Genomic DNA, 14,536 nt, shown 5'->3' on the forward strand with positions numbered 1-14,536 from the left:
AAAAACTCCTTTTTTAAATGGTGTTAATTTGTTAAACGCTGTTTAGTAAAGTGTACAATAGATACAATGAAATAAAAAGATAAAAACATGAGATGTCACATAAAATACATATCTCATGTTTTAGACCTTCCATATACGTTAGTTAGGAGTTGTAAAAATGCTTCTACATTTTTCTTCTCTTTCATAATAGGTGAAAGAATATAGGAAAATGTTCGTGTCAATGACTTCTTGCTAACAGGCAATTTGCTCAGATTTCCCTCTGCTACTTCTCGTTCAATCACACTTGTTGAGAGTAATGAAATCCCTTTTCCTTGCATCAGGGTTTCTTTAATTCCTTGATTACTACTAATTGTCAGGAAAGCTGTTGCTTTGAGCCCTTCTTTACGAATCACATGATACAGATACTCCCTTGTTCCAGAACCTTCCTCTCTGGTAATCCATAGTTGATTATCTAATGCTCTTATGGATAGCGACTTTCTTTTTGCTAAAGAATGATTAGATGAGGCAACAAAGTAAAGCTGATCTTCCATAAACGGGTGTACTTCAATTTCCTTTTCATTTGTTTGTCCCTCAATCAAACCAATATCTACTTGAAGGAGTTTAACTGATCGAACAATTTCTTCAGTGTTTCCAATAACAGCTTCCAACATAAGATTGGGATAGGTTTCTTGTAAGTCGATAAGTAAAGCGGGTAAGATATATTCTCCAATTGTAAAACTGGCTCCAATTGTTAGTGAGCCGGATACGGCATGGTGATGACTAATGATTTCTTGTTTAGCACTAGTATAAATCGATAATAATTGCTTTGCGCGATGATAAAGGATTTCTCCTGTAGGTGTTAAACGAAACCCTTTACGGGAGCGGTCTAACAATTGAGTGTCAAACGCATTTTCTAAATTTTTAATATGTAAGCTAACACTTGGTTGTGATATTAATAATTTTTCAGCCGTCTTTGTAAAATTACCTACTTCAACTAATGTGATAAATGTTTGAAGTGCATCTAAATGCATAATCACCCTCCTATTATTAAAAAAATTAATAAGGTTAATTAGATATATGTATTTTACTAATATATTATTCAGGCGTAAAGTAGAGACGAGAAAAGAATAAGGAAGTGTTTTGATGGTAAAAAAAATAAATAAAGGTTTTATACAGGGAATTGGTTTAACGCTATTACTTGCAGTCATAGCAAAATTTATTGCGCGTTTACCTTTCTTTTCAATTTTAGGAGCATTGGTAATAGCCATTTTACTTGGTGCTGTTTGGAAGTTTGCAATTGGAAAAAGAGAGCAGTGGGAAGCAGGTATTGGCTTTTCTAGTAAGAAATTATTACGTATCGGTATTATTCTGCTTGGTATGCGTCTAAATCTGATTGATATTTATCAAGCTGGTAGTAATGTTTTTATGGTCGCTATTATTCAAGTTACCTTTGCTTTAATCGTTGTGTATAGTTTAACTCGATTATTTGGAGTAGAGAGAAAACTTGGTATTTTGACTGCTTGTGGTACTGCTATTTGTGGGGCGGCAGCTGTTGTTGCTATTGCTCCATACATTAAAGCAAAAGATAATGAAACAGCAATTGGTGCTTCTACAGTAGCCATATTGGGCACGATTTTTACGCTTGTTTATACTGTTCTCTATAGCGTGTTAGGTTTAAGCCCGTTAGGTTATGGTGTGTTTGCGGGCGGAACATTACATGAAGTGGCGCATGTCATTGCAGCTGCTGATGTAGGTGGTGTAGCCGCCGTAGACATGGCGGTTATTGTGAAGCTTACTAGGGTAGCGTTATTAGTTCCAGTAGCATTATTCGTTGGTTATTTCTTTAGAAAAGCACAAGGAAATCAAAATGGTACGAAAGAAAAAGCTTTTTCATTTTCATCTGTTCCGTGGTTTATTTTAGGATTTTTAGCTATGAGTGGTGTGCATACAATAGGGATCTTCTCAGAAGGCATAGCTTTAAAGGTGGTTGATTTAGCTTATCTTCTGATAGGAATGGCAATGGCTGGTCTGGGGTTAAACGTGGACCTAAAAACGTTCCGTAAGTGGGGGATGAAGGCATTTGCAGCAGCATTCATAGGTTCTGTCTTATTATCTATTTTAGGTTATATTTTAGTGCGACTATTCGGTTTACAGTAGAAGAAGTTATTGTATTATTATTAGTTGCTGTAAGTGCGCTTTGGGTAATTGGTTTTACATTTAGACAGTCTATCTATCATTGTATTACTAATCAATTTCATCGTCCGTTTCCTACGAGTCCAGTTACATCAAAAAAGACGATTTCATAGAAAGGAAAGTATCCATATAGGATGCTTTCTTTTTTTACCTTTTTCGATATTGGTTTGAGGCATGGGAAAAGGGGAAAGGAATATAGGTAGTGAAAGAAATGAGGGTGTAGAATGACGGATAATACAATTATTGTGTGGTTTCGAAAAGATTTACGCTTGCATGACAATCCAGCACTAGCACATGCAGCAAATTATGGTGCAATTGTACCTGTCTATATTTTGTCAGAAGAAGAGGATCAAACAATCGGTTCAGCGAGTAAATGGTGGTTACATCATAGCTTGCAACATGTAACCGATCAATTAGCAAGCTATCGAGTTCCTTTGATTATTCGAAAAGGGTCTAGTAAACACGTATTAGATAGACTAGTAAAAGAAACAAATGCTTCTGCTATCTATTTTAATAAACGATATGAGCCTGTGATTAGAGAAAAGGATGAAGTGTTGATTGAACAATTGCAGGAGATAAATATTGACATAAAAACGTTTGAGTCTGCATTGTTGTTCTCACCAGGATCCGTTACTAATAAAAAAGGAGAACCTTATAAGATATTCACTCCTTTCTGGAAGCAAGCACGTAAACAGCCTGTCTCGTCACTCGTGCTTTTGCCCAATCATATAGAGTCGGGTGTATCAAATGATTTTATTATAGGAGAAGTTGATGATTTAGCTTTATTACCCAAACATCCATGGACAAGCAAATTTCATACCTATTGGAAGCCTGGGGAACAAAATGCAAAAGCCCAGTGGAATTATTTTTTGGAAGAAGATATTATGAGCTATGATAAAGAACGTGATTATTTAGCCAAAAATCGAGTGTCTCAGCTTTCTCCACATTTAGCATGGGGAGAAATTAGTCCACGATTATTATGGCATGATATTCAAGATAAGTTAATACAATTAGATAACAAACAACAAGAAGAAGCGCATGGTGAAGTGGAGTCCTTTTTACGACAGCTTGTGTGGCGTGATTTTGCATATCACCAACTAGTTGCATTTCCGCATGTTATTGATGAACCATTAAAGCCAATGTTTAAAGTATTTGCTTGGCAAGACAATAAGAAGGCTTTGGAACGATGGAAGAAAGGACAAACAGGTTATCCCCTTATTGACGCAGGAATGCGTGAACTGTGGGAAACGGGGTGGATGCATAATCGAGTTCGAATGATTACTGCTTCCTTTTTAGTTAAACATTTACTGATTCACTGGAAAGAAGGTGCTGCATGGTTTCGTGATACATTAGTTGATCATGATTTAGCAAATAACATCATGGGGTGGCAATGGGTCGCTGGATCGGGCTATGACGCTTCTCCGTATTTTCGAATATTTAATCCCATTACGCAAGGTAATAAATTTGATCCTAATGCTCGATATATACGTAAGTGGATACCAGAAATTGTGGCACTCCCTACTAAGTATTTATTTTCTCCGTGGACTGCACCAAAGAGTGTATTGGACGAGGCGGGTATTGTTTTAGGAGAGACATATCCTGAGCCAATGGTGGATCATAAAGCAAGTCGAGAACGAGCACTAGCAACTTATTATGATATGAAGGAGGAAAGCAAATGAAGGTGTTTGTATCTAACCTTGTTGCAATTTTGATGGTGATCATTGTCAATGCGTTAGCGAATATTTTACCAATTAATGGACAAACAACAGGTGAAATCTCAAATCGACTACCGGTTTTATTTACACCAGCAGGTTATGTTTTTAGTATATGGGGATTGATTTATCTCCTTTTAGTAATATGGGTGTTGTGTCAGCTTCCATCGCAAAGAAGAGACTTGCCTTTATATCAAGAAACATATGGTTTGTTTTGGCTTAGTTGTGTTCTGAATGTGTCTTGGATTTTATTATGGCACTATAATTACTTTGCCTTTACGGTTGTTGTGATGATTGGTTTATTACTTACTTTAATTGCATTGTATCAAAAGGTAAAGGTAAGAAAGCAAAATGCCTTTGACTTATTACCATTCTCTATTTATCTAGGCTGGATTAGTGTAGCTACAATTGCTAACATAAGTTACTATCTCGTCTATATTGATTGGGAAGGGTTTGGTTTATCTGATCAAATCTGGACAATGATTATGCTTGTCGTTGCGGCGTTATTAGCTATTTGGTTTCGTTGGACACAGCGTGATATCTTTTATCCACTTGTATTCATTTGGGCGATTATAGGTATAGGTATAAAAAATCAAGAAGCATTTCCTATTGTCAGTTATTTTTCATATGGTATTGCGGTTATTATATTTATTTCTTTATTTATTCGTAAAAAAGAGCGCATATTTAGCTAAAAAGTTTTTAGAGTAACCTTTATAAAGGTAATTACGTAGAGGTAAAAGTCGAACGATTGTGAATGGAACAAACAAGTTTAGCTTATCGTACGACTTTTATCTTTGCAAAACAGGGTTTATTGTCTTTAAAATGTAAATAATTGATTTAAATTAACATTAGATTTTTCTTTTTCGTTTTTGTAAATAAATGTATCCTTATTTGCATCATAAATATAATCTTTCTCCCATTTATGCACATTATTCATTACTAGTTGAATTGCTTGAATAGTATCTTTTATTTCTTGATTAGACATCACTGGGTGGAATGAAATGCGTACCCATCCTGGTTTTAGCGACATATTACCGGCTTCAACAGATTGCACCATTTTTTCAGAAAGGCTGGAGTCGATATTTAATAAATAATGCCCATATGGTCCAGCGCAAGAACAGCCACCTCTGGTTTGGATACCAAATCGATCATTTAATAATTTGACAAATAAATGATGATGGATATCTTTTGCACAGAAAGCAATAATACCTAAGCAAGGCTGTGTAGAAGGATAACCTAAAATGTCTATTCCATTTATGTTTTCTAATGCTGGTATAAAAAGCTTTAATATCTCCTGTTTTCGAAAATGCATTTCTTCTGTTCCCATTGCTTCTTTTAATCTAATTGCTAATGCGGCACGAATAAGTTGTAAAAACCCAGGTGTCCCACCATCTTCTCTAGCTTCTAATTGATCATCGTATTTATAACCCCCCCATTTATCTGTCCATAAGACAGTCCCGCCTCCAGGATTGTCTGGTATATCACTTGTTATTAACTTTTCAGAGACAATTAAAATACCACTAGAACCAGGACCTCCTAAGAACTTGTGTGGAGAGAATAATATTCCATCAAGCTTTTCTAATGGATGTGTCGGATGCATATTTATATCGTTGTAGGGTGCAGATGCAGCAAAGTCAACAAAACAGATCCCTCCATGCTCATGCATGATTTTTGCTAATTGATGGTAATCTGTTTGAAATCCTGTTACATTTGAACAAGCAGTAAAGGCACCAATTTTTGTTTTTCGGTTTGCATAAAGGTGAAGGTTAGACTTTAATTCTTCTGTATCAATATTACCTTTTTTATCAGGTGGCAGCATAATCACATCACCGATTGTCTCTTTCCAGGATAAATAATTAGAGTGGTGTTCCATATGACTTACAAAAATAACTGGTCGGTCTACTTCTTTTATTTTTATCTTTTTCTGTAGCCCCTCTGGTGCCCTAATACCTAATAACCGTTGTAATTTATTTACTGCATCCGTCATTCCCGTACCTGTTGCAACCAGTATATCATCTGCTCGAGCATTCACATGATTCTTTATAATGTGTTTCGCTTCCTCATATGCCTCTGTTGTTGTCATGCCAGTAACAGTAGACTCTGTATGCGTATTTCCGATGAAGGGACCAATTGCGTTCATTAATTTTGATTCGAGTGGTTGATATAATCGGCCACTCGCTGTCCAGTCAGCGTAAATCATTTTTTTATATCCATAAGGTGTCTTGATACGTTGATTGCTACCTATTATCTGTTGACGATAAGGTTTAAAATATTCTTCCAGTTCTCCAGTAGGGTAATGCGTTTTTGTTCCGATTCTAGCTCTAAACATTCTTCTTCCACCTTTCCGATCGATCATACTATATCATTAGCCTATGCTGGGCGAGTAAAAATGTTAGAGCGATTATTAAGGTGGAGTAAAAAATTAAATGAATAACTGCATATTGGATTGTAGAGCACTTTTTAAGTAAGTTTTTGCATCAACAATTTCTAACTCAGGAATTAATTCTTCTTGTTTAAATCCCATAATTTCTAGTGATAATTTGCACCCGTAAAATTTGACATTTTTTTTACGTGCGCCCTTTAAAAAATGAATGACATGTGGGGCATGGTGATCATCCATCATATCAACCAATAGCTTTTTACCGATGCCGCTAAAATTCATTTTTGAAAGAGGGAGATCTTCTGCTCCTTTTGGGGAAAAGGCACTAAACATTTTTTCGTACATTGTTTTATCTTCATTCGATATTTTCTCTGGATCTCGAACAAGCCATAATCCCCAAAAGGCAAAGAACATAGTTACTTCTACATCTAATTCCTTCGCGGCATTTGCCAAGATCAACCCTGCCATGGCTTTATCATACTCACCACTAAACATTAATAGGTTCATTTTATCTGTCATATAACATACTCCTTTTTGTTATTGATTTACTTGGGACATTCTTTTTATGGTGTGCTAATCGTGGCAGAAACATGTAAAATGTTTCATTTCTATTAAAAAAGGGCAAAAGTATAGATTTTTTATAGTAACGTGATATTATTATAATAAGTATAATAAAAGGAGGGGAACCAGATGAAACTTTGGATGAAGCGGTTATTTGTCTCATTTGTTTCGATTGTTACACTAGGTCTATATGTGCCACCGATGCAGCTACATACAGATGCAGAAGCTACAAATAAAGAAACAGAGCCTTCTAATGAAAGTACACACAAGCAAGGTATGTCTGTTGTTTTAGAGCCATTGGAAGATTCATCTGTATATTATTCCCCTGTCGTACTGGATCCTATTGATCAATTAATAGAGCAAGCTAAAATGCAAACGATTACCAAGCTCGGTCCGAAAATCACAGACCAAATTGAAGATGATTTTACTGACTCGATTTTGCCAGGGATAGAATCAGTTTTAGAGACTGTATTAAAGGATTTACCCAAAGAACAAATCAATTATATTCGTATCTCTGAAGATAAAATAGCAGGTTATGGTGAAAAGATATTTGATGTATATAATGAGAAAACAGGAGAAGATATGATTCGGTTTCATGTTAGAAGAGATAATCGTCCGCAAGAAGGTTACTGGTTCAACTTTCATTATCATGTACAACAAGATAAATATGAAGCACATCATAATATTGGAGAAATATATTGGAGTAAAAATACACCACCTAAATGGATGACATAACAGATATTAATGAAATAAAAAATTATGTACCCTATAGTTGTATTGTGTGAATAAAACACTAACTATAGGGTATATTTGTATTGGTTCATTTTATGTGCTTGCAAATGGTTTTGATCAACAACAATCGGGTATGTTTACATGAGAGGTGATTAAAAATGGCTGTAGCTATCAAGAGAGCTTATCAAGCTGTTGATCAAGAAGATGGGAAGCGAATTTTGGTAGATGGTATCTGGCCCAGAGGAATTGCAAAAGAAGATCTTGCTGTTGATTTATGGTTAAAAGAAGTAGCACCATCGAAAGCGTTGCGTAAATGGTTTAACCATGAATCAGACAAATTTCAGGATTTTAAAAAGCGATATAAACAAGAACTATCAGAAAACCAAGAAAAAAAGAAAGCATTTGAAAAGTTGCAGCAATGGAAAGCGTCATACAAGCACGTAACACTTATCTATGGAGCAAAAGATGAAACACATAATCAAGCTGTCGTATTAAAAGAAATGTTAAAGTAACATCTTAACTCCCAAAATGAATCCATTCTGTTTCAATACGAAAAAAATGGGTATAGTAAAAATGAATGACACATATTAAAGAAAAGGGTGAAAAAAATGTTTAACAGGTTGCAAGCTTATTTTAGAACAGAAAATGATGCGGAAGATGTTCGTGCGAAACTAAATAAGGTAAATGTAAAAAATGTAACAGTGGATACATTAGATACGGACTATGATACGACATTTACTGCTCCTCTAGTTGCAAGAATAAGTACTTCACCTAATGCCGCTGGTATGTCATTATATCCCTTTCAAGTAGAAGATGACGATGCTTTATATGAAAACGCTAAAGATCGTAATGTTATTTTGGAATGTGAAGTAGAGGAAGAAGATTTTACTGAAGCTTTACAGATTTTATATGAAAATGAGGGTTATGTTGATAAGGATATATTTAATTAATAAAAAGAAAACGAAAAGAGTGATATAACTCACAACCTCCTAAATTAAGATGCGTTATGCTCATAATGACATATTAATTAGGAGGTTTTTATATGAGCACGTTTAATATAGATCACACACCAGCGGAAATTGTAAAGCTGTTTCCAAAAGCTAGTGACTTGTTTAAGAAGAATAAAATTGATTTTTGTTGTGGTGGAGACAAGCCATTACGTGAAACTATAGAAAAAAAGCAGTCGATAAATGGAGATGAACTGCTTCTAACGCTAAATCATGCTTACGAAGAATGGGAGCAAGCAGGTAACAAAAACGTTGATTGGGATCAAGTTTCAAAATCAGAATTAATTGACCATATTATGAAACAGCACCATCATTATCTTCATCAAGAATTGGAACCATTAAGCCAATTTGTAACAAAAATATTTCGAGTGCATGGTCAAACGAATCCTCATTTAAAAGAATTGCACAAGTTATATCATCAGTTTAAAGCGGATATGGAAGCACACCTTGTTGAAGAAGAAACACAATTGTTTCCTTTAGTTCAACAATATGAAGAATCAGGTGATCCAGCTATTGCGGCAAAAATTGAAGTTTTAAATAAGGATATGGAAGAGGAACATCAAGCTGCTGGTGACTTGTTAAAAGCAATGCGCGAAGTTACGAATGATTTCGTTCCACCAGAGGGCGCTTGTAATTCCTATCGCATTACTTATGCACGATTGGCAGACCTAGAATCTAATACATTTGAGCATATTCACTTAGAGAATAATATTTTATTTAAAGCATAAATAACTAAATGATAATTAATATAAAACAGGCACGCTTTTAATAAAGCGAGCCTGTTTTATCTTTTAAGAAATTTTAGATTGTTTAGGTAACAATATTTCTCTATTCATAAAGTATAAGATTAGTTGATGCAGCAAATAATTTGACGAGATTCCAACGCTTCGTATAAAATTTTAAAGGATGGATTAACTTGGTTTTTCTTACATTAGTTACCCTTGTTTTGCGATTCTGTAAGTTTAGCCCAATCTGTTGAGCGAATGTGTAGATCACGTTGTGGGAAGGGTATTTCAATATCATACATCTGGAACGCATGATATATTCTAAAGTTAATGTTTGTTTTCACATAAATAATGTCATTTGGATTAGAAATCCAAATAAATAATTCAAAATCTAGCGATGAAGCACCAAATCCTACAAAATGGACAAAAGGTTTTGGTTCTAATAAGACTGAATCAGTTTGTTTAGCTTCATCATCAGCTATTTGTAATAGTAATTCTTTTATTAATTCTGGGTTGGTTGCATAAGAAACCCCAATTGGAATAATTACACGCATCGTTGGATCGCTATATGATCTATTTACTACTTGCTCTTCAAGAAAGTAAGAGTTAGGAACAATAATATGTTCATTATCAATTGATTTGATAATGGTAGCCCTCATATTAATTTTTTCAATATCTCCAATGATATCATCTACAATGACCCGATCCCCTACTTTAATTGGGCGTTCAAATAGTAAAATAATTCCTGATATAAAGTTTGATGCAATATTTTGTAATCCAAAACCAATCCCAACACCAATAACACTAGCAAATACTGTAAGAGCGCTAAGATCAATTCCTACTGTTGAAATACTAATTAAGATAGCAAAAATAATGATTAAGTAATGAAATACACGATTAAATGTAAACCGCATGCCACGGTCAAGCTGGTAACGTTCGTAAATATGTGGCATAAAGAATGTCGTAATAAATTTTGATAGCTGATGGGCAAAGGATATAATTAAAAAGAAAATTATAATGAGAAATAAAGTGATGTCAATGGTTCCAATTTCTATAAGGTTATAACGCATCCAGTTTTTGTCGCTAAAATAAATAAATAATAGCAAAATTAAGCTATAAAAGGTAATCCAATTAATGAAAAAACGAACAGCTTGCATTTTTTCACCATTCATTTTTTTACGACCAAACAGAATTTTTAACACAATAAATCGAAAAATAAGTAATACTGCAAAAGAAATGCTTAGAACAAGGGCATAATCATACCAAGATGTCTCTAAAGCAATAGAACGAAACCAGTTCATCATTGATGTAATTATAAATAATTTCAAATATATCACCTAATTATTGAAGATTTTAAACTTATTCTATAATGATAGCATAAAAAATGTTAAAATGAGGCTAGAACAAACGAAGATAGTGGGGTATGCATCCATGCGTAATGTATTACGTGTACTTAAACCATTTGATATTGTAATTATTGCATTACTAATTACTATTTCATTTATTCCGCTTACAGTATTCTCTATGACGAAATCAACGGAAGCTGGTGACGAAGTAGTAGCAGTTATTATTCAAGATGGAGAAGTTATTCGAGAAATTACTTTAACGGGTCATGAAGGAAATGAACAATTTATCATAGAAGGTAAAGGAAACCAATATAACTTAATGGAAGTTGATAATGAACGGATTCGAATTAAAGAAGATAATAGTCCAGATCAGGTAGGAGTAAAGATGGGGTGGAAAGATAAACCCGGAGAAACAATTATCTGCTTACCTCACAAGTTACTAGTAGAAATCCAAGCAAAAAATAATGAGAATGTAGAGGAAGAGATTATTTCTTACTAATGTTAAAACCGAAGTGATTGTAGCACTTCGGTTTTATAGTACATATAAATACACACTGAAAAAATGAGCTAATGTACCAAGTAAAATAAATATATGAAAAATCTCATGGAAACCCATATATTTTGATTCTAAGAAGCTTGGCTTAGTAGCATAAATAATTCCACCTATGGTGTAAATAACACCACCTAAAATCAACAAAAATAAACCGCCAGTTGGAATACTTGCAGCTAGTGGTGCAGCTACAAAAACAATCATCCAGCCCATTACAATATACAATGTAGTTGATAACCATCTTGGGCAATGAAACCAAACCATTTTAAATACCACACCGCTAATTGCCACGCTACAAATAATGCCGAATAACACCCAACCAGTTACTCCGTTTAATGAGATCAAACAGAACGGTGTGTATGTTCCAGCAATTAAAACAAAAATCATGGAATGATCTAATCTTCGTAGCCACGCAATTACTTTATCCCTTGCAATAACCATGTGATAAGTGGCAGATGCAGCATACAACATAATCATACTTATTCCAAAGATAATAACTGATGTGATTGCTAAGGTTGAATGAGAGGTGGAGGCTGCTTTAATAACTAATGCTAATAATCCAACGAAAGACAAAATTGCTCCTGCTAAATGTGTAAAACCATTAACTGGTTCCCGAATAAATTGGCCCACAAAAAACACTCCGATCATGTTATGTAGTTTTAAATACTACTTGTTATCATATACCTTTATGTTCATGTAGTCAACATTTACCTTTTGCTATTAACAAACTATAATAGACGTATAGTTCACAACGAATTGAGGTATTATTATGGATGATTTAACTAAATTAATGGAAAAGATGGCGTTAAACAGTCAAGTTCGATTAGAAGATATTCCAACCATTGATTTATATATGGATCAAGTAACACAATTATTTGAAAACACCTATCATGCAAGTAAAAGAAATGAGAATGACAAAGTTTTGACCAAGACAATGATTAATAATTACGCAAAAGGTAAATTATTATTTCCGATAAAAAATAAAAAATACTCGAAAGAGCATATTATGCTTATTCAGTTAATCTATCAGTTGAAAGGTGCATTATCCATCAATGATGTAAGGATTGTTTTAGAAAAGCTGAATAGAAAGATTGATACAAACCAATTAGAATTAGAGCCAATTTATCAGCATTATATTCAAATGCAAGATGAACAAATAGAGACATTCAATGATGCTGTTACGACATTGTATGAAGATGTCCAAGCAGTCTTGGGAGAATTAGAAATAAGTGATAAAGATTATATGGAGCAATTACTATTGGTCACGTCATTCATCAATATGAGTAATATGTATCGAAAATTAGCCGAACGAATTGTTGACCAAATAGAAGAGACGAAAGAAAAAAAATAATTGTACTATTTGTAGATTTTTAAGGCATACAGCTGAAATATACGTTGTATATTTCAGCTGCGTTTAGAGTGTGATTTTTTTAATACTGCTGTATTCTTTACCAGAGAAAGAGTGGAAGTAATGCTAAGGTAGCGATAGAACCAAAAGCTACACCCCATCCAAAACCGGGTCTCGGTCCCCAATAAGGCCCCCAGAACCCATAACCATATCCCCCAAGATTAGAAGGCATCGGTTGCAAAAAAACATGCGAGTTCGTAACACGGTGAATCACTCCGCGATGTTCTCTTCCGTCAACTGTTCGAATACGCACAGGGCGACCAATGTTTTTATTACAAAGATGATAGTAACGAGACATGAGTATACTCCTTTCTTGCCAAGTTACTATATCCTATGACAAGCGTATAAAAGTGTAAGGGATAAAAGCCGACGGCGAACACACAATTTACAAATCACCTATTTTCGTAAAGAATTCACTTGTTGGAATAGTTATTAACTTATTTAAAGGAACGTTATATCTCTGCATATAATGATCAACTAATGTGTATCCAACAGCATATCCCGCCCATTTTGGGATTTTTTCTGTTCCATACATTAGTGCTTGGTGTTGTAGATTATCACTAGGTATATTTATATTTGATTTTAGCCAATGTTTCCATAATGCGCTAATTTGTTCCTTACTATATAAATGAATCCAAGGTGAGCAATACGCCTCTCCTATCTGCTCTCTTACAGCAATCTCTGCTATTCCCTCTAGAACTAATGCATCTGCAAGGGTTAGCGTGTGTTCCAATTCAGAAAAATACTGCAAACGACAAACATGGTTATATTCATGAGTGAGTAGTGCCTGTAAGTGTAATTCTGTTGTTTGATCTGTAATAAATAGAAATAATTTATCCGTGTAACTTAAACCTGATACCCCATTAAATTGTTCTAGTAACTGAGCGTTTGTAAAATCGGAAGGGTATAAAAATATAGCTCCATTATACTTTGACCACATCTTTTCAAGGTTTTGTAATTGTTGTTTAACGATACGCCAATAGTTTTTGGCTATGATATTTTCAATGATATGCTTATCAGTTGGATCAGGATAAAACATGCCATGTTGAATAAGATGGTGTTGAATAGCTTGTGCGTCTGTCTGTTTAAAGTAGGGAACGAGGGGCTGACATAGGATTTCTTCGTGAACTTGCATGTTATCCTCTAAGGTGTTTTTCCTCTTATTTATATAAGTTTGTAACCATGATGCGGTGTTTATAATTTCCATAACAACGTCATCCTTTTTTTATTCCTTTTTACAATAATAAAGCCTAGCACTGAGTAAATCCTTATATTTTTCTGTTAACTGATAATGTGTAGCCATTAATTCAAAGTGCTCTTGACTAATAGCTGTCTGTAAATCAAAATCAATAATATTTTCTAATTTATCAGGAATTACTTCTGCTGAAACGGTTTGAAAACCTGCTTGATTAATAGCAGCACACCACATTTCTTCAGTTAGTAGTTTAGGAATATGATAAAACTGCTTGATTTCTGCTTGTTGTTCTTGTTTTAGTATATCATTTGTAGTCATCTCTAATAGTATTAATGTTCCATTCTTCTTCAATGTACGAGCATATTCTTGTAAGGCCTGATCAATAGGTGTAAATGCAGTAACTGATTCAGATAAAATAAAACCAAAAAAATTGTCTGTAAAAGGAAGATTTTCAATGTTTGCTTTTTTTAACGTAACAGTGGGGTGAGTTTCTAAACGTTTTTTTGCTTTTGTTAACATACCTTGATGTTGATCAACTCCAAATAATGGATTTGGTAAATTTTTTGCTAAATAATCAAGTGTCTGTCCAGTACCACAGCCAACATCCAATATCGGTTCTTCTGGTTTAAGTTGTAATTGATCCATAATATATTTTGTAGCACTTAGGCCTCCTGGGTGTGCACCACCTATACCAAAAGTGGCAATCATATCTGTATAACTTACATTCATTTTCGTCAAACTCCTTTAG

The 14,536-nt window shown here is 34.2% G+C and carries 17 protein-coding genes; 9 read left to right on the forward strand and 8 right to left on the reverse strand.

Annotated elements, in window-relative coordinates; translation table 11 throughout:
• Positions 1 to 113: 113 nt before the first annotated feature.
• Complete coding sequence (locus BN1058_RS01095) at positions 114 to 1,010, reverse strand: LysR family transcriptional regulator (protein WP_090851623.1); 897 nt, start codon at positions 1,008 to 1,010, stop codon at positions 114 to 116.
• A 112-nt stretch (positions 1,011 to 1,122) separates the two neighbouring features.
• On the opposite strand from BN1058_RS01095, the gene BN1058_RS01100 reads away from it, so the two are divergent.
• From BN1058_RS01100 to BN1058_RS01110, 3 genes are all read left to right on the forward strand, one after another.
• Complete coding sequence (locus BN1058_RS01100) at positions 1,123 to 2,136, forward strand: YeiH family protein (protein WP_090851626.1); 1,014 nt, start codon at positions 1,123 to 1,125, stop codon at positions 2,134 to 2,136.
• A gap of 260 nt (positions 2,137 to 2,396) precedes the next feature.
• Positions 2,397 to 3,851 carry a cryptochrome/photolyase family protein gene (locus BN1058_RS01105; RefSeq protein WP_090851628.1) on the forward strand — a complete coding sequence of 485 codons (1,455 nt, stop codon included), beginning with the start codon at positions 2,397 to 2,399 and terminating at the stop codon, positions 3,849 to 3,851.
• Complete coding sequence (locus tag BN1058_RS01110; RefSeq protein ID WP_090851631.1) at positions 3,848 to 4,576, forward strand: TspO/MBR family protein; 729 nt, start codon at positions 3,848 to 3,850, stop codon at positions 4,574 to 4,576. Before BN1058_RS01105 ends, BN1058_RS01110 begins: the two co-directional genes overlap by 4 nt.
• Before the next feature lie 125 nt (positions 4,577 to 4,701).
• On the opposite strand, the gene BN1058_RS01115 is transcribed toward BN1058_RS01110, so the two are convergent.
• Both BN1058_RS01115 and BN1058_RS01120 read right to left on the reverse strand, forming a co-directional pair.
• A complete protein-coding gene (locus BN1058_RS01115; RefSeq protein WP_090851634.1) occupies positions 4,702 to 6,213 on the reverse strand; it encodes an aminotransferase class V-fold PLP-dependent enzyme in 1,512 nt (503 codons plus the stop codon).
• Positions 6,214 to 6,306: 93 nt separating this feature from the next.
• Entirely contained in the window at positions 6,307 to 6,783 is a 477-nt protein-coding gene (locus BN1058_RS01120) for a DsrE/DsrF/DrsH-like family protein (RefSeq protein WP_090851637.1), read from the reverse strand.
• A 171-nt stretch (positions 6,784 to 6,954) separates the two neighbouring features.
• Between BN1058_RS01120 and BN1058_RS01125 the strand changes: the two genes are divergently transcribed.
• The 4 genes from BN1058_RS01125 to ric all read left to right on the forward strand — a co-directional run bounded on the left by BN1058_RS01125 (position 6,955) and on the right by ric (position 9,292).
• Positions 6,955 to 7,560 carry a YpjP family protein gene (locus BN1058_RS01125; RefSeq protein WP_090851640.1) on the forward strand — a complete coding sequence of 202 codons (606 nt, stop codon included), beginning with the start codon at positions 6,955 to 6,957 and terminating at the stop codon, positions 7,558 to 7,560.
• A 155-nt stretch (positions 7,561 to 7,715) separates the two neighbouring features.
• Complete coding sequence (locus tag BN1058_RS01130) at positions 7,716 to 8,069, forward strand: DUF488 domain-containing protein (protein WP_090851643.1); 354 nt, start codon at positions 7,716 to 7,718, stop codon at positions 8,067 to 8,069.
• A 96-nt stretch (positions 8,070 to 8,165) separates the two neighbouring features.
• Complete coding sequence (locus tag BN1058_RS01135) at positions 8,166 to 8,507, forward strand: hypothetical protein (protein WP_090851646.1); 342 nt, start codon at positions 8,166 to 8,168, stop codon at positions 8,505 to 8,507.
• A 92-nt stretch (positions 8,508 to 8,599) separates the two neighbouring features.
• A complete protein-coding gene (ric, locus tag BN1058_RS01140; RefSeq protein WP_090851649.1) occupies positions 8,600 to 9,292 on the forward strand; it encodes an iron-sulfur cluster repair di-iron protein in 693 nt (230 codons plus the stop codon).
• A gap of 203 nt (positions 9,293 to 9,495) precedes the next feature.
• On the opposite strand, the gene BN1058_RS01145 is transcribed toward ric, so the two are convergent.
• On the reverse strand, positions 9,496 to 10,617 hold the full coding sequence (locus tag BN1058_RS01145; protein WP_255306938.1) for a mechanosensitive ion channel family protein: 1,122 nt from the start codon (positions 10,615 to 10,617) through the stop codon (positions 9,496 to 9,498).
• A gap of 103 nt (positions 10,618 to 10,720) precedes the next feature.
• Here BN1058_RS01145 and BN1058_RS01150 point away from each other — a divergent pair, with 103 nt between their 5' ends.
• The gene (locus BN1058_RS01150; RefSeq protein ID WP_090851652.1) at positions 10,721 to 11,134 is read left to right on the forward strand and encodes a NusG domain II-containing protein; all 414 of its coding nucleotides are present in this window, start codon (positions 10,721 to 10,723) and stop codon (positions 11,132 to 11,134) included.
• A gap of 33 nt (positions 11,135 to 11,167) precedes the next feature.
• Here the strand turns inward: BN1058_RS01150 and BN1058_RS01155 are convergent, their stop codons facing one another.
• Positions 11,168 to 11,815, reverse strand: coding sequence for a PAQR family membrane homeostasis protein TrhA (locus tag BN1058_RS01155; RefSeq protein WP_090851654.1), 648 nt, complete (start codon positions 11,813 to 11,815; stop codon positions 11,168 to 11,170).
• Positions 11,816 to 11,954: 139 nt separating this feature from the next.
• On the opposite strand from BN1058_RS01155, the gene BN1058_RS01160 reads away from it, so the two are divergent.
• Positions 11,955 to 12,536: a DUF1836 domain-containing protein gene (locus tag BN1058_RS01160; protein ID WP_090851657.1), complete on the forward strand. Its 582-nt coding sequence runs from the start codon at positions 11,955 to 11,957 to the stop codon at positions 12,534 to 12,536.
• A gap of 97 nt (positions 12,537 to 12,633) precedes the next feature.
• On the opposite strand, the gene BN1058_RS01165 is transcribed toward BN1058_RS01160, so the two are convergent.
• From BN1058_RS01165 to BN1058_RS01175, 3 genes are all read right to left on the reverse strand, one after another.
• The gene (locus BN1058_RS01165) at positions 12,634 to 12,891 is read right to left on the reverse strand and encodes a hypothetical protein (protein WP_090851660.1); all 258 of its coding nucleotides are present in this window, start codon (positions 12,889 to 12,891) and stop codon (positions 12,634 to 12,636) included.
• Between the two features lie 87 nt (positions 12,892 to 12,978).
• Positions 12,979 to 13,800 (reverse strand): DUF2268 domain-containing putative Zn-dependent protease, encoded by an 822-nt coding sequence (locus BN1058_RS01170; RefSeq protein ID WP_090851663.1) that lies wholly within the window; start codon positions 13,798 to 13,800, stop codon positions 12,979 to 12,981.
• A gap of 18 nt (positions 13,801 to 13,818) precedes the next feature.
• Positions 13,819 to 14,517 carry a class I SAM-dependent methyltransferase gene (locus BN1058_RS01175; RefSeq protein WP_090851666.1) on the reverse strand — a complete coding sequence of 233 codons (699 nt, stop codon included), beginning with the start codon at positions 14,515 to 14,517 and terminating at the stop codon, positions 13,819 to 13,821.
• Between the last annotated feature and the right edge of the window lie 19 nt (positions 14,518 to 14,536).

The sequence above is a fragment of the Paraliobacillus sp. PM-2 genome (assembly GCF_001368815.1).
In the GTDB taxonomy this organism is placed as follows: Bacteria; Bacillota; Bacilli; order Bacillales; family Amphibacillaceae; genus Paraliobacillus.

Excerpts from the sequence above, each read along its gene's own strand:
- BN1058_RS01115 (WP_090851634.1), bottom strand. The coding sequence starts at position 6,213 with ATGTTTAGAGCTAGAATCGGAACAAAAACGCATTACCCTACTGGAGAA.
- BN1058_RS01135 (WP_090851646.1), top strand. The coding sequence starts at position 8,166 with ATGTTTAACAGGTTGCAAGCTTATTTTAGAACAGAAAATGATGCGGAA.
- BN1058_RS01095 (WP_090851623.1), bottom strand. The coding sequence starts at position 1,010 with ATGCATTTAGATGCACTTCAAACATTTATCACATTAGTTGAAGTAGGT.
- BN1058_RS01130 (WP_090851643.1), top strand. The coding sequence starts at position 7,716 with ATGGCTGTAGCTATCAAGAGAGCTTATCAAGCTGTTGATCAAGAAGAT.
- ric (WP_090851649.1), top strand. The coding sequence starts at position 8,600 with ATGAGCACGTTTAATATAGATCACACACCAGCGGAAATTGTAAAGCTG.
- BN1058_RS01170 (WP_090851663.1), bottom strand. The coding sequence starts at position 13,800 with ATGGAAATTATAAACACCGCATCATGGTTACAAACTTATATAAATAAG.
- BN1058_RS01125 (WP_090851640.1), top strand. The coding sequence starts at position 6,955 with ATGAAACTTTGGATGAAGCGGTTATTTGTCTCATTTGTTTCGATTGTT.
- BN1058_RS01165 (WP_090851660.1), bottom strand. The coding sequence starts at position 12,891 with ATGTCTCGTTACTATCATCTTTGTAATAAAAACATTGGTCGCCCTGTG.
- BN1058_RS01160 (WP_090851657.1), top strand. The coding sequence starts at position 11,955 with ATGGATGATTTAACTAAATTAATGGAAAAGATGGCGTTAAACAGTCAA.
- BN1058_RS01150 (WP_090851652.1), top strand. The coding sequence starts at position 10,721 with ATGCGTAATGTATTACGTGTACTTAAACCATTTGATATTGTAATTATT.
- BN1058_RS01110 (WP_090851631.1), top strand. The coding sequence starts at position 3,848 with ATGAAGGTGTTTGTATCTAACCTTGTTGCAATTTTGATGGTGATCATT.
- BN1058_RS01105 (WP_090851628.1), top strand. The coding sequence starts at position 2,397 with ATGACGGATAATACAATTATTGTGTGGTTTCGAAAAGATTTACGCTTG.
- BN1058_RS01100 (WP_090851626.1), top strand. The coding sequence starts at position 1,123 with ATGGTAAAAAAAATAAATAAAGGTTTTATACAGGGAATTGGTTTAACG.
- BN1058_RS01175 (WP_090851666.1), bottom strand. The coding sequence starts at position 14,517 with ATGAATGTAAGTTATACAGATATGATTGCCACTTTTGGTATAGGTGGT.
- BN1058_RS01120 (WP_090851637.1), bottom strand. The coding sequence starts at position 6,783 with ATGACAGATAAAATGAACCTATTAATGTTTAGTGGTGAGTATGATAAA.